This window comes from Burkholderia sp. PAMC 26561, from assembly GCF_001557535.2.
In the GTDB taxonomy this organism is placed as follows: domain Bacteria; phylum Pseudomonadota; class Gammaproteobacteria; order Burkholderiales; family Burkholderiaceae; genus Caballeronia.
Genome location: NZ_CP014306.1, coordinates 541,888 through 562,087, shown reverse-complemented (window position 1 = coordinate 562,087; position 20,200 = coordinate 541,888). Strand labels below are relative to the sequence as shown.

Annotated in this window: 23 protein-coding genes; 14 read left to right on the top strand and 9 right to left on the bottom strand. The window is 60.3% G+C overall.

The features are described from left to right. Nucleotides 1-3 precede the first annotated feature (3 nt). From arsB to AXG89_RS02555, 4 genes are read right to left on the bottom strand one after another with little or no spacing between them, the layout of a single operon-like run. Nucleotides 4-1,074, bottom strand: coding sequence for an ACR3 family arsenite efflux transporter (gene arsB / locus AXG89_RS02570; RefSeq protein WP_062167667.1), 1,071 nt, complete (start codon nt 1,072-1,074; stop codon nt 4-6). Then, a complete protein-coding gene (locus tag AXG89_RS02565) occupies nt 1,061-1,582 on the bottom strand; it encodes an arsenate reductase ArsC (RefSeq protein ID WP_062167661.1) in 522 nt (173 codons plus the stop codon). The genes arsB and AXG89_RS02565 overlap by 14 nt, the downstream gene beginning before the upstream one ends. Continuing rightward, entirely contained in the window at nt 1,579-2,046 is a 468-nt protein-coding gene (locus AXG89_RS02560) for an ArsI/CadI family heavy metal resistance metalloenzyme (protein WP_062167655.1), read from the bottom strand. The genes AXG89_RS02565 and AXG89_RS02560 overlap by 4 nt, the downstream gene beginning before the upstream one ends. Continuing rightward, the gene (locus AXG89_RS02555; protein WP_062167649.1) at nt 2,043-2,375 is read right to left on the bottom strand and encodes an ArsR/SmtB family transcription factor; all 333 of its coding nucleotides are present in this window, start codon (nt 2,373-2,375) and stop codon (nt 2,043-2,045) included. The genes AXG89_RS02560 and AXG89_RS02555 overlap by 4 nt, the downstream gene beginning before the upstream one ends. Nucleotides 2,376-3,047: 672 nt before the next feature. Here AXG89_RS02555 and AXG89_RS02550 point away from each other — a divergent pair. Continuing rightward, nucleotides 3,048-3,338, top strand: a complete 291-nt coding sequence (locus AXG89_RS02550; RefSeq protein ID WP_031362728.1) for a co-chaperone GroES — start codon at nt 3,048-3,050, stop codon at nt 3,336-3,338. A 106-nt stretch (nt 3,339-3,444) separates the two neighbouring features. Next, nucleotides 3,445-5,088 (top strand): chaperonin GroEL, encoded by a 1,644-nt coding sequence (gene groL / locus AXG89_RS02545; protein ID WP_062167646.1) that lies wholly within the window; start codon nt 3,445-3,447, stop codon nt 5,086-5,088. A 142-nt stretch (nt 5,089-5,230) separates the two neighbouring features. Here the strand turns inward: groL and AXG89_RS02540 are convergent, their stop codons facing one another. From AXG89_RS02540 to AXG89_RS02530, 3 genes are read right to left on the bottom strand one after another with little or no spacing between them, the layout of a single operon-like run. Further along, nucleotides 5,231-5,611, bottom strand: a complete 381-nt coding sequence (locus tag AXG89_RS02540) for a hypothetical protein (RefSeq protein ID WP_062170228.1) — start codon at nt 5,609-5,611, stop codon at nt 5,231-5,233. 55 nt (nt 5,612-5,666) lie between these two features. Further along, nucleotides 5,667-6,488, bottom strand: a complete 822-nt coding sequence (locus AXG89_RS02535) for a DUF72 domain-containing protein (protein ID WP_062167642.1) — start codon at nt 6,486-6,488, stop codon at nt 5,667-5,669. Between the two features lie 25 nt (nt 6,489-6,513). Continuing rightward, nucleotides 6,514-7,383, bottom strand: a complete 870-nt coding sequence (locus AXG89_RS02530; RefSeq protein ID WP_062167635.1) for a hydroxymethylpyrimidine/phosphomethylpyrimidine kinase — start codon at nt 7,381-7,383, stop codon at nt 6,514-6,516. Between the two features lie 355 nt (nt 7,384-7,738). Here AXG89_RS02530 and AXG89_RS02525 point away from each other — a divergent pair, with 355 nt between their 5' ends. After that, nucleotides 7,739-7,909, top strand: coding sequence for a rubredoxin (locus AXG89_RS02525; protein WP_062167629.1), 171 nt, complete (start codon nt 7,739-7,741; stop codon nt 7,907-7,909). Nucleotides 7,910-8,286: 377 nt separating this feature from the next. Beyond that, on the top strand, nt 8,287-9,645 hold the full coding sequence (locus AXG89_RS02520; RefSeq protein WP_062167628.1) for a hypothetical protein: 1,359 nt from the start codon (nt 8,287-8,289) through the stop codon (nt 9,643-9,645). 3 nt (nt 9,646-9,648) lie between these two features. Here AXG89_RS02520 and AXG89_RS02515 read toward each other — a convergent pair whose 3' ends face one another. Then, nucleotides 9,649-11,133 carry a cryptochrome/photolyase family protein gene (locus AXG89_RS02515; RefSeq protein WP_062167626.1) on the bottom strand — a complete coding sequence of 495 codons (1,485 nt, stop codon included), beginning with the start codon at nt 11,131-11,133 and terminating at the stop codon, nt 9,649-9,651. 29 nt (nt 11,134-11,162) lie between these two features. Here AXG89_RS02515 and AXG89_RS02510 point away from each other — a divergent pair, with 29 nt between their 5' ends. The 10 genes from AXG89_RS02510 to rfbD all read left to right on the top strand — a co-directional run bounded on the left by AXG89_RS02510 (nt 11,163) and on the right by rfbD (nt 19,346). Continuing rightward, entirely contained in the window at nt 11,163-11,741 is a 579-nt protein-coding gene (locus tag AXG89_RS02510; RefSeq protein WP_062167622.1) for a YqgE/AlgH family protein, read from the top strand. Beyond that, on the top strand, nt 11,738-12,202 hold the full coding sequence (gene ruvX, locus AXG89_RS02505; RefSeq protein WP_375508394.1) for a Holliday junction resolvase RuvX: 465 nt from the start codon (nt 11,738-11,740) through the stop codon (nt 12,200-12,202). The genes AXG89_RS02510 and ruvX overlap by 4 nt, the downstream gene beginning before the upstream one ends. Continuing rightward, nucleotides 12,199-12,714 (top strand): bifunctional pyr operon transcriptional regulator/uracil phosphoribosyltransferase PyrR, encoded by a 516-nt coding sequence (gene pyrR, locus AXG89_RS02500; RefSeq protein WP_062000175.1) that lies wholly within the window; start codon nt 12,199-12,201, stop codon nt 12,712-12,714. Before ruvX ends, pyrR begins: the two co-directional genes overlap by 4 nt. 84 nt (nt 12,715-12,798) lie before the next feature. After that, a complete protein-coding gene (locus tag AXG89_RS02495; protein WP_119024614.1) occupies nt 12,799-13,830 on the top strand; it encodes an aspartate carbamoyltransferase catalytic subunit in 1,032 nt (343 codons plus the stop codon). A gap of 4 nt (nt 13,831-13,834) precedes the next feature. Continuing rightward, a complete protein-coding gene (locus tag AXG89_RS02490; protein WP_062167619.1) occupies nt 13,835-15,118 on the top strand; it encodes a dihydroorotase in 1,284 nt (427 codons plus the stop codon). 13 nt (nt 15,119-15,131) lie between these two features. Beyond that, the gene (locus tag AXG89_RS02485) at nt 15,132-15,947 is read left to right on the top strand and encodes a lysophospholipid acyltransferase family protein (RefSeq protein ID WP_062167615.1); all 816 of its coding nucleotides are present in this window, start codon (nt 15,132-15,134) and stop codon (nt 15,945-15,947) included. 1 nt (nt 15,948) lies between these two features. Continuing rightward, on the top strand, nt 15,949-17,016 hold the full coding sequence (gene rfbB, locus AXG89_RS02480) for a dTDP-glucose 4,6-dehydratase (RefSeq protein ID WP_062167609.1): 1,068 nt from the start codon (nt 15,949-15,951) through the stop codon (nt 17,014-17,016). Next, complete coding sequence (gene rfbA / locus AXG89_RS02475) at nt 17,006-17,899, top strand: glucose-1-phosphate thymidylyltransferase RfbA (RefSeq protein ID WP_062167604.1); 894 nt, start codon at nt 17,006-17,008, stop codon at nt 17,897-17,899. The genes rfbB and rfbA overlap by 11 nt, the downstream gene beginning before the upstream one ends. Further along, on the top strand, nt 17,884-18,435 hold the full coding sequence (rfbC, locus tag AXG89_RS02470; RefSeq protein WP_062167601.1) for a dTDP-4-dehydrorhamnose 3,5-epimerase: 552 nt from the start codon (nt 17,884-17,886) through the stop codon (nt 18,433-18,435). The genes rfbA and rfbC overlap by 16 nt, the downstream gene beginning before the upstream one ends. 8 nt (nt 18,436-18,443) lie before the next feature. After that, nucleotides 18,444-19,346, top strand: coding sequence for a dTDP-4-dehydrorhamnose reductase (rfbD, locus tag AXG89_RS02465; RefSeq protein ID WP_062167599.1), 903 nt, complete (start codon nt 18,444-18,446; stop codon nt 19,344-19,346). On the opposite strand, the gene AXG89_RS02460 is transcribed toward rfbD, so the two are convergent. After that, nucleotides 19,343-20,197, bottom strand: a complete 855-nt coding sequence (locus AXG89_RS02460) for a symmetrical bis(5'-nucleosyl)-tetraphosphatase (RefSeq protein WP_062167597.1) — start codon at nt 20,195-20,197, stop codon at nt 19,343-19,345. The two genes, rfbD and AXG89_RS02460, sit on opposite strands and share 4 nt — an antisense overlap. Nucleotides 20,198-20,200: the final 3 nt, after the last annotated feature.

Sequence of the window (20,200 nt, the reverse complement as noted above, 5' to 3'; positions counted from 1 at the left end):
TCCTTAGATGCTTTGTTTTGCTTCGTACCAGTGCTGCGAGCGATTGACGACGCCGACGACTAGCAGCATCACCGGCACCTCGATCAGCACGCCGACGACGGTGGCCAGCGCCGCGCCGGAATGAAAGCCGAACAAGCTGATTGCGGTGGCCACTGCCAGCTCGAAGAAATTGCTTGCACCGATCAGACTGGATGGGCCTGCCACGCAGTGCGCTACTCCGAGCCGCCGATTCAACAGGTAGGCGAGGCCGGAATTGAAAAATACCTGAATGAGGATCGGCACTGCGAGCATTGCAATAACGAGCGGCTCCTTGATGATCGCCCGCCCTTGGAAGGCGAAAAGCAGCACCAAGGTCGCGAGCAGCGCGCAGATCGAATAGGGACCGAGGTGTGTGACACTCTTCCGAAAATGCGCTTCGCCCTTCGCCATCAATATCCGGCGCAACAGTTGAGCGAGAATGACTGGGACAATGATGTAGAGGCCGACCGAAATAATTAGCGTATCCCATGGCACCGTAATGGCCGACAAACCAAGCAACAAGGCGACGAGCGGCGCGAAGGCCACGATCATGATGGAGTCGTTCAGCGCCACTTGCGATAACGTGAAATACGGATCGCCCTTGCAGAGCTGCGACCAGACGAACACCATTGCTGTGCAAGGAGCTGCAGCCAGCAGGATCAAGCCGGCGATGTAGCTGTCAAGCTGATCAGCGGGAAGCCACGGCGCGAACACATGGCGGATGAAGATCCAGCCGAGTAACGCCATTGAAAACGGCTTGACGAACCAGTTCACAAACAGCGTGACGCCTATTCCACGCCACTGACTTTTGACCTGAGTCATCGCGGCAAAATCAATCTTGACCAACATCGGAATGATCATCACCCAGATGAGCACGCCGACCGGGAGATTGACCTGTGCCACTTCCATGCGACCGATGGCCTGAAAGAGCTGAGGAAGGACCTGCCCGAGCAGAATGCCGCCCACGATGCAAAGCGCGACCCAGACTGTCAGGTAGCGCTCGAAAAATCCAATCGCCGGTCGTGCGCCGATAACTGCCGTGTCAGTGCTGCTCATTTGATTCCTCGGCAGGCCTTTCACCGATTGCGCGAATTTCGTGCCGAATCGCGTTGCTGTCTAGCACACGGAGCGGCAGATTAACGAACTGGCTCACGCGGCTCATGATTTGTCGATATACCTTGGTGAATACCTTGCGCTTGTCTTCATCGCTGCCTTCGAATGCGGCCGGATCTTCAAAACCCCAATGCGCTGTCATCGGATTGCCCGGCCAGATCGGGCAGACTTCGCCCGCCGCTTGGTCGCACACGGTGATAACAAAATCCATATGCGGAGCGTCAGGCGTAGCGAACTCATCCCAGCTCTTGCTCCGCAGCCCCGACGTGTCGTAGCCGAGCGCTTCGCATCGTTCAATGGCAAACGGATTGACTGCGCCAGAGGGATGGCTGCCAGCGCTGAACGCCCGAAACTGCCCTTTCCCCAAAACATTGAACAGCGCCTCGGCCATGATGCTGCGCGAGCTGTTTCCCGTGCTGAGAATCAGAACGGAGTAAGGGTTGTCGCTCACGTGCGGGTCCGAATGGCCACGACGGTTTCAGCCGGCGAGCAGCATGCGGCCATTGATTGCGCATGTTCTCGCGCTCGATCGCGGGACTCGCCGTAGACCGGCGCCGCTTCGAGGGTTCTAAATGTCTCCCATGCGACGCCCTGAGGATCGATCGTCCATGCCTTATTCGACTTGGCGTAACAGCAGGTTGTCTCCGTCTGCTCCTGTACCGGCAGCTTTGCCGCAGTGAAGCGCGCGTTCATCTCTTCCAACTCTGCGTCGGTTTCAACTTGGATGCCGATGTGGTCAACGCCCGGTTTCGCGCCCCGCTGCGAAATCGCGAAATTGACGGCCGGATCGGTTAGTTCCCATTTGCAGTAATTGCTCTTGAGAACTGTGGGTTCCTTGTTGCCGAACATGGCGCTGTAGAACTGAATGCTGTCGTTGAGGTCTTCGACCGCGACATGGATATGCATGCGCTTCATGGTGTATCTCCGCAGCAGTTAGGGAGATCGCTCGCGGCACAGGTCGCGCCGGCGCAGCAGTTCTCCGTCAGGAAGCCGATCAGGCCTGTCATGGCGTCAAAATTCGCGGTGTAGATGATGAAGCGGCTTTCTTGCCGTGGCTTCACCAGGTCCGCATGTGACAGATCCTTGAGATGAAATGACAGACTTGAAGGGGAAAGCCCGAGCTGCTTCGCGATATCACCAGCGGCCATGCCGTCTTGCCCGGCGACGACCAGCAGGCGGAAGATCGCGAGGCGCGATTCATGGGCGAGGGCGCTCAAGGCGCGTACGACGAGATTAGAGTCCATGCGGGGAACGATAAAGCAATCGATTCGATAATTCAAGTATTGTCGAAATAACTTCGTGGCGCAAAGCGGTGCGGATGTATGAGGCGGGAGATCAGATCATTCGAGCGACTGGAGCCACGCAAAAACCGGCCGCTCAGTCAGTCTGAGGGTCCGTCGCTTTCGGGTCGACTAGCGCTCTCAACCACCACGTCGTTAGCGGTTTGTTGCCTCATTTCGCGTCGCGCGGTCAGCAACTATGTTGCCAATTTTTCCGCCCCGCACTTACTTACACCTTTCAATGGTGCTGAACCCAGCAAGCATTCGGGTGTACCGCACATTGGCAGTCCTCGGCGTTCCACGGTATATACCCGAAACACGAATGACACCGTTCCTCTTTAGATCACCTGAAAACGAGCAGTGGCGTTGCCTGTGATCTGCCGTATCGCCAAGAAGATTTCACGGTCGGTTGCGGTAACCGCTAGCGAACGCCAGTTGAATCGTCACAGTTTGAAATTCCGAAACCCGAGCGTATTTCTCGTCCTTCTCCATATCCTTCTTGAAATTACCGACTGGAGTGCCATATACTTAGCACTCGTCGCACGAGAGTGCTAACAGTTTTCCGTCCGGTGATTCTGTGAGTCGCCGGACGGGTTTCCCGCGTTTTTTATAGTCTCAGTTAAGAGAGGAGTGTGTATGAACCTTCGTCCTTTGCACGATCGCGTCATCGTCAAGCGTCTGGATCAGGAAACCAAGACTGCCTCGGGCCTCATCATCCCCGACGCTGCAGCTGAAAAGCCGGATCAAGGCGAAATCCTGGCCGTCGGCCCGGGCAAGCGCGATGACAAGGGTACGCAAAACGCCCTCGACGTCAAAGTGGGCGACCGCGTGCTGTTCGGTAAATACGCTGGTCAGACCGTCAAGGTCGACGGCAATGAACTGCTCGTGATGCGCGAAGAAGACATCATGGCCGTTCTGGTCAAGTAATCACCTTCAAGCCTGCGGCCTCCAGCCGGCGCGATCGAACCGCTTTCCCGCGACTCTCGCCCGACCTGGAACAAGCCAAAACTGAAACGAATCAAGGAGTTTGAATATGGCAGCTAAAGAAGTCGTATTTGGCGATATCGCCCGTGCAAAGATGGTTGAAGGCGTGAACATCCTGGCCAATGCGGTCAAGGTCACGCTGGGCCCGAAGGGTCGTAACGTCGTCCTGGAACGCAGCTTCGGCGGCCCGACGGTCACGAAAGACGGTGTTTCGGTTGCGAAAGAAATCGAACTGAAAGACAAGCTCCAGAACATGGGCGCGCAAATGGTGAAGGAAGTTGCTTCCCGCACCAGCGACAACGCCGGCGACGGCACGACGACGGCTACGGTTCTGGCCCAGTCGATCGTTCGCGAAGGCATGAAGTACGTTGCATCGGGCATGAACCCGATGGACCTGAAGCGCGGTATCGACAAGGCAGTGACCGCCGCTATCGAAGAACTGCGCAAGATCAGCAAGCCTTGCACGACCAACAAGGAAATCGCACAAGTCGGCGCGATTTCGGCCAACAGCGATTCGTCGATTGGTGACCGCATTGCAGAAGCAATGGACAAGGTCGGCAAGGAAGGCGTGATCACGGTTGAAGACGGCAAGTCGCTGGAAGACGAGCTGGACGTGGTTGAAGGTATGCAATTCGACCGCGGCTACCTGTCGCCGTACTTCATCAACACGCCGGAAAAGCAAGTTGCTGTGCTCGAAAACCCGTTCGTGCTGCTGCACGACAAGAAGGTTTCGAACATCCGCGATCTGCTCCCGATCCTGGAACAGGTTGCCAAGGCTGGCCGCCCGCTGCTGATCATCGCTGAAGATGTCGAAGGCGAAGCACTGGCTACGCTGGTTGTGAACAACATCCGCGGCATCCTGAAGACTGTTGCTGTCAAGGCTCCGGGCTTTGGCGATCGTCGCAAGGCCATGCTGGAAGACATCGCGATCCTGACCGGTGGTCAAGTCATCGCTGAAGAAACTGGCCTGACGCTTGAAAAGGCTACCTTGGCTGAGCTAGGTTCGGCAAAGCGCATCGAAGTGGCGAAGGAAAACACCACGATCATCGACGGCGCTGGCGAAGCTGCAAACATCGAAGCGCGTGTGAAGCAAGTTCGCACGCAAATCGAAGAAGCTACGTCGGACTACGACCGTGAAAAGCTGCAGGAACGTGTCGCCAAGCTGGCTGGCGGCGTTGCAGTGATCAAGGTTGGCGCGGCTACCGAAGTCGAAATGAAGGAAAAGAAGGCACGTGTTGAAGACGCACTGCACGCAACGCGCGCAGCTGTGGAAGAAGGCATCGTGGCTGGTGGCGGCGTCGCGCTAATCCGCGCACGTCTGGCACTGAAAGACTTGAAGGGCCTGAACGCTGACCAGGACGCCGGCATCAAGATCGTGCTGCGCGCAATGGAAGAGCCGCTTCGCCAGATCGTCACGAACGGTGGCGAAGAAGCCAGCGTCGTGGTGGCAGCAGTTGCAGCTGGTACGGGCAACTTCGGCTACAACGCAGCAACGGGCGAGTACGTCGACCTGGTGGAAGCCGGTGTTGTGGACCCGACCAAGGTGACGCGTACGGCACTGCAAAACGCGGCATCGGTAGCAGGTCTGCTGCTCACGACCGACTGCGCTGTGTCGGAACTGCCGAAGGAAGACGGTCCGATGGGCGGCGGCGGAATGCCGGGCGGAATGGGCGGCATGGGCATGGACATGTAATTTTGGCATCTGCCGGAATTGCGTGACAACGCAGGCTTCCTCGGAAGTCTGCGTTTTGCCAGAAGTCGTCAAAGAAAAAACCCGCATCGGGCAACCCGTGCGGGTTTTTTCGTATGCGTGCCAAGCCGGGTTTTACTTGCTGTTATTTGCTGTTCTGTTCGCGCATCTGTTCGCGCATCTGTTCAGCCGTGGCCTTGTAATCGTAGGTCGGATAGAACTCTGTCCTGTATCCGCCCCACGCGGTGTTTTCGATTGCGCGATTCACTTCGCGCAATTTGTCGGCGGGAACACGCAGCGTCACCACCTGGCCGATACCCATCATCACGTACCACGAAACCACCTGAACGCCGGGCGGAGGGAACGCCTTGAAGTAGCCATGCTCCTTTAACTGCTGGTTAATCTGCGGCAGCGTTTTCGATTCGTCGTGCTTAAGGAAGATGGTGAGGAGGAAGGTTCCATCGCCAACCGGTGTGGCCGCGTTGGTTGCGCTTGTTCCGTTCGTTGCCGGCGCGGTCTGCGCCATTGCCGATGTCAAACCGCCAGTCAGAAGCAAAGCAGCGCTCAACCACTTCACGTATTCACGCATCGACTTTCTCCTTTACGGCAATGCGTTTCTTGGGACGGGCGTTCAATGCCCGGCGGCTTTTCACGCGTAACGCGTTGAATTGCGCGGCGCCGGCGGCGGTGTTGTCGAAGATGCACCAGACGTCGTGCGCCTTCTTCGCCCGGTCGTGAAGCGTGAGGGCGAGGGCATCGAGGTAAGGATATTCATACGATGAGCGGTACACGTCCGGCGAGCCGTGCAGCCGGAAGTACGCCAGAGACGTATCCGCCCGATGCTTGATCGCGCAGTAATCGGGTTGCGGGTCGGCATCGACGTAAGCGACGCTTTTCGATTTCAGCAACGTGGCGACGCCCTTCGCAAACCAGCTTTCGTGCCGGGCTTCGAGCGCGATGGGAATCGCGGTGCGCTCGCGCATCGAGGCAAAAAACGCCTCGGCTTCGTCAGCATCGAACGCGAGGCTGGGCGGCAATTGGACGAGCCAGCAACCGAGTGTGTCGCCGAGTTGTGTGGCGGATTCGAAGAACGCGTCGAGCAACGGTTCGCACGAAACGAGGCGTGCGTCGTGCGTAATGGCCTTCGGGATCTTCACCGAAAATCGAAACATGTCGGGCACGCTGTCACGCCAGCGGGCATATGTCTCGGGACGATGCGGCCGATAAAAACTCGAGTTGATTTCAACGCACGTGAGCACTTGCGAATAGCGCGCGAGGTGCGTGCCGTCGCCGGGGTAGTGCTCGCCGACGGCGTCGGTGAGCCCCCAACCGGCGCAGCCTATACGGACTGCGCCGACGGGATGTTTCTTGAGTGACGGGAGCGAAGCTTTGCGCAGCGGCATGTTTTAGTTTCGCTCCAGATCAGTTTCAGTGGCGTGCTTCGCCAGGTGCGGCGGGTGGCGCGTCGACCACCACGGGCGCTGTCTCTTCGTCATCGTTCGAACGGGCCCAAAAGAATCGATCCGGCATATATGCGCCCATGCCGGGCCTGAAGGCGGCTCGCGTCGCCTGGAAAACGTATTCTTGCGCTTCGCGCGCGGCTTCCGCCGGTTCCTGCCCGTTCGCCAGCAGCGCGGCAATCGCCGAGCCGAGCGTATCGGTAATGCCCATCATGCGATGTTCGGTCCGGTCCCACGTGTCCTGCCGGATCTGGCCTTCCTCGCTGTACAGCGTGTTCACGTGCCGGTGCGTGCCCGTTTCCGTAGCCAATATGTACTCGCAGCCCTGTGAAAGCAGGTGCGAGATCGCAGCGTCGAGCGTGGGCGCTTCGGCGTCACCGTCGGGCTGCGCAAGCTGCAGGAGGGTGGCGTGATCGGCAACGAGCATGGTGGTTTGCGGCACCAGCAAATCGGCCATCGACTCCCGCAGTTCGTCCGCGGCCAGCACGTGTTCGTCGTCGAGCGTGAAATCGGGTGCGAGGATAAGCGGGACATCGTCGTAGTCCGCCACGACCTCCGCAATCGCGGCTACGACCTCCGCACGCGTCGCCGCGCCGATCTTGAACGCTGCCACAGGCATATCCTCTAGCAACATGCGGGCCTGCGTGCCTACAGTTTCGGGTTCGAGACCGGTGACTTCGTCGCAGGTGGCGGAATCGCGAACCGTGTAGCCGGTCAGCACGGTCAGTCCGTGGCAGCCCATGCTGGCCAAGGTCAGTAAATCGGCCTGCAGGCCGGAGCCGCCGGTTGGGTCGGACAAGCCAAAAGTAAGAACAATCGGAGGGGTATCGCTAGGCATCGGGTGGTTTTTTCTGGTCTTTCGGCTAAAGAATCGTCGGGCAGCCGGATACAAAATGGTTCGGTGCAAACGGCACGATTATGCGGCCTAATGACGCCTTGCCACCTGATCCGAACACTTTTTCCGGGGACGCAAGCAAAATCACGCCGGACTTTGAGCGAACCGAAACGGCGCGCACGGCGCGGTATTTGCTAGCTCACCGTTTCGTATCGCTGGCGAAATGCCGGCGTGCATGTTGATGTCCATCGTGACGGAAACCGTGTGATTGGCCAGCGCTGCTGCATTGCTAGGCATCGCGGCGCCAAACCGGTACCATCATGCACTCATTTAACCGATTCCCCGACGCGACATAAGCATGGAATACAGAAGCTGGATGTGCCTGATTTGTGGCTGGATTTACGACGAAGAAACGGGTTTGCCTGAGGAAGGCATAGCGCCCGGCACGCGTTGGGAAGACGTTCCAATCAACTGGACGTGTCCCGAATGCGGCGCTCGCAAGGAAGACTTTGAGATGGTTCAGATCTGAGCAAAGGCTCGGACATGATGCAGGGAAGCATTTAAAACCGCGCCGCATGGATGGGATGCCTTCATGCGGCGCGTGTTGTTTACGGTGGTGAAGCAGGGAATTCAAAGCGCAAGAAGATGGACGTGCGGTATGACGTGGCGTGTCGAGGCGGCACACAACGCGACCACGGGCGAAGGCGTAGGGCTCGTTCATCGGGCCGGATACGCCTGAAAACGCCAATCCGCAGGAGTGTTTGGCCAAGGAAACGATTCGGCAAACGTAGGTCCGGGTTTGTATCGCAAGATGTGAACAGCATGTAAGAAGCGACATGCGCCCGGGTTCGACCCAGATCCATCCAACGTACAGCCTCGCGCTGTGCGTCGGCTCGTGAGCGTTCCATGACTACTTTGTCCGGCTTGACCAACACGTTCCAGGCATTGCCCAATCCGCGCGGCGGCGCGGTGCGCATTGCTGAAATGGCGCTGACCGACGCGCAGCACGCATTCCTGCGTGAGGGCGACACGCTCGGCGTCTTGCGCCGGGCGATTGGGGCCCTGCAGGCGGCAGGGTGGCTGCCCGCGCAGCGTTTCGCCGAGACGCTGGTGCTGGTGTCGCCACTGGCAGGGTTATCGGAGAAGACGCGCAACCAGTTTGCCCAGGCGTTGCGCGACTTCGGTTTCGCCGTCGAGCGCCGCAATTTGCGCGAACTCGCATGTTCCACACTGCTTTTCGATCACTATCGCGGACTCCACGCGCTGATGGCCGCACATACTCGCGCCGCGCCTGTTTCCTTCGATGACCTCGCGCTCGCCGGCCGTGCCATTGCGCCGGCCACGCTGCGTTCGGTTTCACCGAAACGCCTTGGCCGCGTCCGCGCGCACTACGAGCGCGCGTTGCTGGTGCTGCTGCGCTCGAAGGTGGACGAAGAAAGAGGGCAGGCTGAAACCATGTCGATCCTCGATGCCTGCCTCGCCGATCTCGCCGGCCCCGATCCCTATGACTTCTGGCGCCTGGCCGGCGCGGTGGTTCAGGCGCTGCGCCTGCAGCCCGATGCCGACAACGCCGCCGATGCCCGCCGTCTGTACGCGCGCTTCAATCTGATCCTGGCCGACCAGGCGCATGGCTTGACGCACGCGCCGAAATCCCTGGTACGCGCCGCGCTCGCGCTCTTGTGGCGCGATTACGCGTTATACGGCGCGTCGGCGGAAGACTCCGACCAGGTCGACGTCCTGCGCGATTACGGCCTGACCGTCCACTGGCATGTCGCGGGCACGCAAGCCTCCGAAGAAGCGTGGGAAAAGACTGCGGAGCAGGCGCGCGATGCGTCCACGCGCGATCTCGGCGTGCTGCGCGTGAACGCGGCGGCTTACGAGGATTTCCTGACGAGCGCCGAGCCGGCTATCGGCGGGTTGATCGAGCATGGGGCGGCGGCGCGGGAGGCGGGGCGTATCGATGTGCAGGCGGCGATCAAGGCGGCTGACGCGGCGTATCGACTGGGCTCGGCTGCGTGCGCCTTGGGTCTGGGCCACGTCGCGCTGCTCGCCGACACGCTCGGCCTTGCGTGGCGGCGCATTGCGTACGAAGCGCAGATGATGCCCGACGGCCAGCCGCTCGATACCACCATTCCCGAGCGCGCCGCTCAGGCGCTCGGCGCGATGCTGCATCAGGCGGCGGCGGGAATTGCGCCTTCGGAGGGCGGCGCTTCGGTGGCGGCGCTGACCGCGATGATCGAGCGTGGCCTGGCGGTGGTCCGCTGAGTTCTACTCGTCGTCGGCCGGAGCAGGACCGGACGCGCTTTTGACCACCGCATAGCGCGCCAGCGTGGCTTTGCGGGCGGTATCGTGATCGACGACGGGCATCGGGTATTCCGCGCCCAAGGCGATTTTCGCCGCCTTCAGCGCGTCCGGCTTGGCTTTCCACGGTGCGTGGATGTCCTTGTCCGAGAGCCCGGCGAGTTCCGGCACGTAATGGCGGATGAACTTGCCCTTGGCATCGAATTTCTCCGACTGCGTGATCGGATTGAAAATGCGGAAATACGGCTGGGCGTCACAGCCGCTGGAAGACGCCCATTGCCAGCCGCCATTATTCGATGACAGCTCGAAGTCATTCAGCAGCGACTCGAAATACCGTTCTCCGCGACGCCAGTCCAGCCCGAGATCCTTTGTCAGAAAACTCGCGACGACCATTCGCAGCCGATTGTGCATATACCCGGACGTGTTGATCTGGCGCATGGCGGCATCGACCAGCGGATAGCCTGTGCGGCCTTCGCACCACGCGGCGAAGTTGCTGTCGGCCACCTCACCGGTTTCCCATTCGATCCGGTCGTACACCGGCTTAAACGCCTTGTGATCGCCGGGTACGCCCACTTGCGGGAAATGGTGCAGCACGGAGAAATAGAAGTCGCGCCAGATGAGTTCGGACAGCCACGTTTCCGCGCCGCGATTGCCGTGGCGTTGGGCGTCGTGTGCGGTCCGGGCCAGGGCGCGTACGGAAATGGTGCCGTGCCTCAAGTGCACGCTGAGATAGCTCGGCCCTTTGACTCCTGGAAAGTCTCGCGTCCGGTCGTAGTCGGTCATGCGGTCGCGGAAGTCGTCGAAAAGCTGATACGCGCCGCTCGTGCCCGCGGGCAACGCGGGCGCGTGCTCCTTGCTAAACCCGAGCGATTCCAGCGATGGAATCCCGTGCTTCACACCCGCCGGCAGTTTCGCTAAAGCTGACAGACTTTCCTCCGATGCATACGGTTTCAGCGCGTCCGGAGTAAGCGATGCCAGCCAGTTGCGCTTGTACGGTGTAAAAACCGTGTACGGCTTGCCGGCGCCGGTCAGCACATCGTCCTGGTGGAAGATGGTCTGGTCCTTGAACGTGAAAAACGCAACATCGGCGCTCGCCAGCTTTTTCTCGATACCCTCGTCGCGCGCTTTGGCCGACGGCTCATAATCGCGATTGGCGAACACGGCGTTCACGCCGCATTCGCGCACGAGTTCGGGAATTTCATGCGACGGCATGCCGTGACGCACCATCAGCCCGCCCCCGGCCTCGCGCAGGGTTTGGTCCAGTTCAATCACGCTTGCGTGAATGAACGGTACGCGCCGATCGTTTTTCGACAAAGGCGACAGAATTTCGCGGTCGAAAACGAAGGCGCACAGCACCCGGCGACAGCGTGTTAGTGCGTGATAGAGTGCAGCATGGTCTGCCACGCGCAGGTCTCGTCGAAACCAGACTAGCCCCAGCTCAAAGTCGGCCATCAAGTATCGCCTTTGTTAAAATCCGAATTATGTCCAAGACACCCGATCGCATCAATTTGACGAATCAGTTCCTGATCGCCATGCCCAGCATGGCCGATCCCACGTTCTCGGGGACTGTAGTCTACCTTTGCGATCACAGCGAGCGTGGTGCGCTCGGCCTGGTGATCAACCGGCCGACCGACATCGACCTCCAATCGCTTTTCAACCGCATCGACCTGAAGCTCGAGATCGAGCCGCTCGTGCATTTGCCCGTGTATTTTGGCGGACCCGTGCAGACCGAGCGCGGTTTCGTGCTTCACGATCCCGCTGACGGCGATGTCTATACATCGTCCATGAGCGTGCCGGGCGGCCTTGCCATGACCACGTCGAAAGACGTGCTCGAGGCGGTCGCAAGCGGCAAGGGTCCCGAGCGCTTCCTGCTCACGCTCGGCCACGCCGGCTGGGGCGCGGGGCAGCTCGAAGAGGAAATCGCGAAGAACGGCTGGCTGACGGTCGAAGCTGATCCGCGCATCGTCTTCGACGTACCCGCCGAGGACAAGTTGCAGGCGGCGCTGTCGTTGCTGGGCGTTTCGCTTTCCATGTTGTCGGGCGAAGCGGGCCACGCATGACGGGTGACGGCCAGGCTGGAAGTCGTATCGAAGCCACGTTGCTTGCCTTCGATTACGGCGAAAAGCGCATCGGCGTCGCGGTCGGCAATACATTGACGCGCCATGCGCGGGCGTTGACGGTGCTTGAAAACCGCAGCCGGGAGTATCGGTTCGAGGCGGTCGGGCAGCTGATTGCAGAGTGGAATCCGCGCACGGTGATCGTCGGTTTGCCGATGCACCCCGACGGCACGCCGCACGAAATGACGCAGCTCGCCACGCGCTTCGGCAATCAGTTGAACGGCCGGTTCAGCGTGCCAGTGAGCTGGGTGGACGAGCGGTATTCATCGGTGGAAGCGAAAGCCGAACTGAAACGCAACGGCGTGAAGATGAACGCGAAGGGCCGTTATGACGACATCGATGCCGAAGCCGCCCGCGTCATTCTCCAACAGTATTTCGACCAACTTTCCGACGATCAATCATGAGTTCCATTGACGCCGAGGCGTTGTATCGCGAGTTGCTCGGGCAGATTCGCGCGGCTTATGGCGAGTCGCTCTCGCAAGCGGGTGGTCCGGTGCTCGCCGGTATTTACAGCGGCGGTGTGTGGCTTGCCACTCGTCTCGCGAAAGACTTGAACGTGGCGCAGTTCGGCGTGGTGAACGTGGCGCTGCATCGCGATGACTATGCCAAGAAGGGCCTGCATAGTCAGGCGAGCCCGACGTCCCTGCCGTTCGAAATCGATAACGCGAAAATCCTGCTGATCGACGACGTGCTGTCCACCGGACGCACCGTGCGCGCAGCGGTCAACGAGCTCTACGACTACGGCCGTCCCGCGCAGGTGGAACTCGCCGTGCTCGCCGATCGCGGCGGCCGCGAGTTGCCCATGGCGGCGCGCTTTACGGGCGGTGTGGTGGATGTATCGGCGAGTGCCAATCTCGTGCTCACGCAGCGCGACGACGGCACGCTTTCGTTCAGCACCGAAGCACGCACCGATTAATCATGCACCGATTAAGCACGCACTGATCAAGCACGCGCGGTAAGCATTTCTTTTTGTCACGAATCAAGCACTACCAGGATCCACATGAACATGGCCACCCAGGGTTCTGCCGAAAGCAGCGCGCCGGACAGGAAGCCGGCGGTGACGCGCCCAGGCTTTCTCAAAGGCAATCCGCAGCTCACCAAAAACGGCGAACTCAAGCATCTGCTCACCATTGAAGGCCTGCCGCGCGCCATCGTCACGCTTATTCTCGATACCGCCGAACAGTTCGTCAGCGTGACCGATCGTGAGATCAAGAAAGTGCCGCTGTTGCGCGGCAAGTCGGTCTTCAACCTGTTCTTCGAAAACTCCACGCGCACGCGAACTACCTTCGAGATCGCCGCGAAGCGATTGTCGGCGGACGTGCTGAACCTGAATATCAATGCATCGTCCACGAGCAAGGGCGAATCGCTGCTCGACACCATCAACAACCTTTCCGCGATGCACGCCGACATGTTCGTGGTGCGTCATGCATCGAGCGGGGCGCCGTATCTGATCGCCGAGCATTGCGCGCCGCATGTGCACGTGATCAACGCCGGCGACGGGCGTCATGCGCATCCGACGCAAGGCCTGCTCGACATGTACACGATCCGTCACTACAAGAAGGACTTCAGGAACCTGCGTGTGGCGATTGTCGGCGACATCCTGCATTCGCGGGTGGCGCGCTCCGACATCCATGCGCTGACCACGCTCGGCGTGCCCGAAGTGCGCGCCATCGGGCCGCGCACCTTGTTGCCGAGCAACCTGAACGAGATGGGCGTTCACGTGTATCACAACCTCGACGAAGGCCTGAAGGACGTCGATGTGATCATCATGCTGCGTTTGCAGAACGAGCGCATGAGCGGCGCGTTGCTACCGTCGGCGCAGGAGTACTTCAAGTCGTGGGGACTCACACCCGAGCGTCTTGCGCTCGCCGCGCCCGATGCCATCGTGATGCATCCGGGACCGATGAATCGCGGCGTCGAAATCGATTCGCAGGTCGCGGATGGCCCGCAGTCCGTGATTCTCAATCAGGTCACCTTCGGGATCGCCGTGCGCATGGCGGTAATGGGCATCGTTGCCGGGAATAGTGATTAAGCCAATGCAAATACATATTCAGGGCGGCACTGTCATCGACCCGGCCGCGGGCACCGAAACACTCGCCGATGTGTTTATCGATGAGGGGAAGATCGCGGGAATCGGCAGTGCGCCAGCCGACTTTCACGCGGCACTTACCATCGATGCAAAGGGCCTCGTGGTATCGCCGGGTTTTGTGGATTTGAGCGCACGGCTTCGCGAACCCGGGTTCGAACACAAGGCCACGCTGGAATCCGAAATGGCGGCCGCTGCCGCCGGCGGTGTGACGAGTCTCGTGTGTCCGCCGGACACCGATCCCGTTCTCGATGAACCCGGTCTTGTCGAAATGTTGCGTTTTCGCGCGCACAAGCTGAACAAGGCGCACGTGTATCCGCTGGGTGCGCTGACCGTCGGGCTCAAAGGCGAAGCGATCACCGAAATGGTCGAGTTGACCGGGTCGGGTTGCATCGGATTTTCGCAGGCCGATACGCCGATCGTGAACACCCGCACGCTCTTGCGCGCGCTGCAATATGCGACCACTTACGGTTATGCCGTCTGGCTGCGTCCGCAAGACAGCTACATGGCGAGCGGCGGCGTGGCGGCGAGCGGCGCGGTGGCGTCGCGGCTGGGGTTGTCGGGCGTGCCGGTGTCGGCAGAAACCATCGCGTTGCATACCATCTTCGAGCTGGTCCGCGTGTCGGGCGCGCGCGTGCACTTGTCGCACTTGTCGTCGGCCGCGGGCGTGGCGCTGATGCGGCAGGCGAAGGCCGAAGGCCTCGCCGTGACCTGCGATGTGACCATCAACCATGTTCATCTGACAGACATGGACATCGGCTATTTCAACTCGCAGTTTCGTCTCGATCCGCCGCTGCGCTCGCAGCGTGATCGCGATGCGATTCGCGCGGGGCTGGCCGATGGCACCATCGATGCAATCTGTTCCGATCACACCCCGCTCGATGACGACGAAAAGCTGCTGCCCTTCGCCGAAGCCACGCCGGGCGCGACGGGTCTCGAGTTGCTGTTGTCGCTGACCGTGAAGTGGGCGCGCGAGGCGAACGTGCCGCTGTCGAAGGCGCTGACGCGCATCACGAATTCGCCGGCCGGCGTGCTCAAGCTGAACGCGGGACGCATTGCGGTGGGCGATACCGCCGACCTCTGTCTCTTCGATCCCGCTGCCGAATGGCAGGTCGAACCGGCGAAGCTGAAGAGCCAGGGATATAACTCGCCGTTCCTCGGCTACGAGCTGCCGGCGCGGGTGAGGGCGACGATCGTGGCCGGGCACGTTGCTTATGAAGCACTTCCCGGCTGAGGATCGAAAGACCATGCTCGCCATCCGCAAGCTCCGCATCTTTGCGCATCTGCTGCACGGCATGTTCACCGTGGCGACGCGTTTTCCCAACGCGACGCCCCAAACGCGGATGGAATTGAACCGAGCGTGGTCAGTCGAGATGTTGCGCCGATGCGGCATGAAGCTCGTCGTCCATAACGATCAGGCGCGGCTCGATAGCGGCGCGCTGGTCGTCGGCAATCACGTCTCGTGGATCGATATCTACGTGGTGAACGCATGGCGGCCGACGCCGTTTGTATCGAAGGCTGAAGTGCGGCAATGGCCGATCGTCGGCTGGCTTGCGCAGCAACTGGACACGATCTTTCTCCAGCGCGAAAAACGCAGCGATGCGAAACGGATCATGCATGAGCTGTCCGAACGGTTGAAGCGCGGCGAGTTGATGTGCGTGTTTCCAGAAGGGACAACATCGGCGGGCAAGGACTTGCTGCCGTTTCATTCGAATCTGTTTCAGGCGGCGGTGTCGGCGGGTTGTCCCGTTCAGCCGGTTTGTTTGATGTACGAGGATGGCAATGGAAGGCAGTCGGAGGCTCCGGCTTATATCGATGACCTGACGCTTAGCTTTACGCTCAACGCTATGCTGCATGCCAGGCCGCTGACCGCGCATCTTTACGTCTGCGATGCGCTCGCGGCGGGGGATGACCGGCGCGTGCTGGCGAAAGAGGCGCAGGCGGCAATTGAAGGCGCGTTGAGACGGATGCAGGCGGGGCTGAGTGTGGTGACGGTGGCTGAAACGCAAGAAGAAGTGGCTGCCGAGTCTGAAGACCTCGAGGGGCTCACGCCCGGGCATTGACATGATCCTTGTTACGGGCGGGGCTGGGTTTATCGGCGCGAACTTCGTGCTTGAGTGGCTCAGCGCGTCGAGCGAGGCTGTGCTCAACGTCGACAAGCTGACCTATGCCGGCAATCTGTCCACGCTGCATCCTCTGCAGCATAACCAGAATCACGTTTTTGTACGCGCGGACATCTGCGATCGCGCGGCGATTGACGCGCTGCTCGCTCGGCACAGACCTCGCGCGATCATCCACCTCGCGGCCGAAAGCCACGTGGACAGATCGATCGATGCACCCGCCGAATTCGTGCAGACCAACGTGGTCGGCACCTTCACGCTGCTCGAAGCGGCTCTCGCGTACTGGCGATCATTGGCCGTTGCCGAACAAAGGGCGTTTCGCTTCCTGCATGTATCGACGGATGAAGTCTTTGGTTCTCTGGGCCCCGACGATGCCCCTTTCTCCGAGACCACGCCGTACGCGCCAAATAGCCCTTATTCGGCGACCAAAGCTGCTTCCGACCATCTCGTGCGTTCGTATCACCATACTTACGCTTTGCCCACGGTCACGACCCACTGCTCGAACAATTACGGCCCTTATCAATTTCCGGAGAAGCTGATTCCTTTGGTGGTCATGAGCGCCATGGCAAGCAAGCCGCTGCCGCTGTACGGCGACGGCTTGAACATCCGCGACTGGTTGTATGTGAGCGACCACTGTGCCGCGATCCGCGAAGTGCTGGCGCGAGGCCGAGTTGGCGAAACCTACAACGTCGGCGGATGGAATGAGAAGACGAACCTCGAGGTCGTGCACTCGGTGTGCGACCGGCTCGACCGATTGAATCCAAAAACGGCGGGTTCGTATTGCGACCAGATAGCGTTCGTTACGGACCGGCCGGGACATGACCGGCGTTATGCCATCGATGCCCGCAAGCTCGAGCGCGAACTCGGCTGGAAGCCGGCGGAAACGTTCGAGACGGGTATCGAGAAAACAGTCCGCTGGTTTCTGAACAATCAGACGTGGGTCGGCGATGTGATCTCCGGCGCGTATCGAACGGCGTGTATCAGGACAACAAGGACCGACGATGGCGCGTAAGGGCATCATTCTCGCCGGCGGCACGGGCACGCGGCTTTATCCGATCACACATGTGGTCTCGAAGCAATTGCTGCCCGTGTACGACAAACCGATGATCTACTATCCCCTGTCCACGCTGATGACAGCGGGAATCCGCGAAGTGCTGGTCATCACGACGCCCCACGATGCGCCGCTTTTCGAAGCCATGCTGGGTGACGGAAGCCAGTGGGGCATGGAGATCCAGTACGCCGTGCAGCCCGCGCCCGATGGGCTGGCGCAGGCGTTTATCATCGGCGAGGGCTTTATTGGCGCGGACCCATGCGCACTGATTCTCGGCGACAATATTTTCTACGGTCAGGATCTCGACAAGCGGCTCGCGCAGGCGAACGCACGACCTGAAGGCGCCACGGTTTTTGCCTACCATGTGCAAGATCCCGAGCGTTACGGCGTGGTGGAATTCGACGCGGATTTCCACGCAATATCGATACACGAAAAACCGCGGATTCCCCGTTCGAGCTACGCAGTAACCGGCCTCTATTTCTACGATAACGACGTGTGCCGCATCGCCCGAGGCATCAAGCCATCGGCACGCGGAGAACTGGAGATCACCGATATCAATTCGGCCTATCTGGGAAAGCAGAAGCTGGAGGTACAGATCATGGGCGGCGGTTTTGCGTGGCTCGATACCGGCACACCCGACTCGCTGATCGAGGCCGCGACGTTTATCGCAACGCTGCAAAAACGGCAGGGGCTGATGATCGCGTGTCCTGAAGAAATTGCTTTTCGCAGTGGCTGGATCGACGGCGAACAAGTCTCGAAGCTTGCCGCGCCGCTCGCAAGAAATGCCTACGGGCGTTATCTGCTCAACCTTCTTACTCATCAAGTCGCATGGCCTTCAAAGTAATCGCCGCTGCGTTGCCGGGAGTCGTGATCATCGAGCCGGATGTGTTCACGGACGCACGCGGCTTCTTCCTCGAGAGCTTCAACGTTCGCGACTTCGGCGAGCATGTTCAGGCCGGCGTGGAATTCGTGCAGGACAATCATTCGCGTTCGGCGCGTGGCGTGTTGCGCGGCTTGCATTACCAGATCGAACATCCGCAGGGAAAACTCGTTCGGGTGGTGGAAGGCGAAGTGTTCGATGTCGCCGTCGATATGCGTAAAAGCTCGCCGCATTTTGGCCGCTGGACGGGCGTGAAGTTGTCCGCTGACAACCGCCGGCAGGTTTGGATTCCGCCGGGATTCGCGCATGGTTTTGTCGTGCTGTCGGAGTTTGCGCAATCGCTCTACAAGACGACCGATTACTGGCATCCGGAACATGCGCGAAGCGTTGCCTGGAACGATCCCGATATCGGCATACAGTGGCCGATAGATTTCGAGCCGGTGCTGTCCGCAAAAGATGCCGGGGGCGCAAGCCTGGCCGATGCCGACCATTACCCTTGAGCGCCGCAATGATCGACTCGGCATTGCCGCAACAGACGATTCTGCTGACCGGCGTCAACGGCCAGATCGGCTTTGAACTTGCGCGCAGTCTGCGGGGCCTTGGCCGCGTCGTGGCACTGGATCGGGCCGGTCTGGATTTATCGGATACGAATCGGATACGGCACGTCGTGCAATACGTGAGACCTTCGTTGATTGTGAATGCCGCGGCTTATACGGCAGTCGATGCAGCCGAAACGGACGCCGCCAGCGCAATGCGAGTGAACGCCGATGCGCCGGGAGTGTTGTCCCAGGAGGCCAAGCGTCTTGGCGCGTTGCTGGTTCACTACTCGACCGATTACGTGTTCGATGGTGCGAAGCCCGGCGTGTACGTCGAGGACGATCCGCCGAATCCTCTGAACGTCTACGGCGTGAGCAAACTGGCGGGAGAGCAGGCCATTGCGGCGTCGGGCTGCGCACATCTGATCTTTCGCACGAGCTGGATCTACGGCGCCCGAGGAACAAACTTTCTCCAAACGATGCTGCGGCTTGGCGCCGAGCGCGACGAACTCAGCGTGGTGAACGATCAGACAGGCGCGCCGACGTGGTCGAGGACCGTCGCCAGCGGAACAGCCAAAGTGTTGTCGCAGCTACTGTGCGGCGATCGCGACGACTGGATCCGCAGCTCCGGCATCTACCATCTCACAGCGGGAGGGTCGACATCATGGGCGGGATTCGCGGAGGCGATCTTTCATAACTCCTGTCAGCCGGCCAGGCAAGTGATCAAAAGCATTACGACATCCGCGTATCCCACCCCGGCTGTACGGCCACTGAACTCACAGCTTTCAAACGACAAGCTGGCGATGACATTCGGCATCGAGGCGCCCGCGTGGGACGAAGCGCTGCGCCAGTGCATGCGGGAATCGCGGCTTTAATCAATCACCGCGCGGCAATCCGAGCATTCCACCTGCGTCACCGTCCGTTGGGCAGGATCGCTGGCGAGACGCATGGCGGTGAGTCGTTCGCCCCAGACGCAACCAGAATCCAGGCCAATGATGTTATCGCGGACAATCAAGCCAATCGCCGCCCAGTGGCCGAAGACCACGGTCACGTCCGACGTAGCGCGTGACGGTACATCGAACCACGGAATGAAGCCGGCAGGCGCGGACCCGACGCCGCCGCTGGAGGAGAACTCCATGTCGCCATCGGCGGAGCAAAAGCGCAGGCGCGTGAGCGCGTTGCATATCACGCGCAGCCGGTCAGCGCCTTTGAGCTTGGATTTCCATCGATTCGGTTCGTTACCGTAGAGGCTTGCAAGCGTCTCCTTCCAGTTGGGCGCCCGCAGCGCGCTCTGAAATTCGTCGGCTAGTTCGAGCGTTGTTGCTACGTCCCACTGCGGCAAGACGCCGGCGTGAACCATCAGCATGCCGTGATCGAAGTGCGCAATCGGCCGGTGCCGCACCCAGTCGATGAGATCGGCGGCGTCGGGCGCGGCGAGGATTTCATCGATAGTGTCGCCCTTTTTGGATTTGCGAATCCCCGCCGATACGGACAGCAAATGCAGGTCATGGTTGCCGAGGACTGCGACGGCGCGGTCGCCGAGCGCGATCAGGTCGCGCAACGTGGCAAGGGACTGCGGGCCGCGATTGATGATGTCGCCGGCGAACCACAGCGGCGTGGCATCGCTCGGGGCGGCTTTTGCCAGCAGACGCTGAAATGCTTCGCGGCAACCCTGGATGTCGCCGAATGCAAGTGGGACGGGGCTTTGCGGGAGTAAAGATGCCATGGA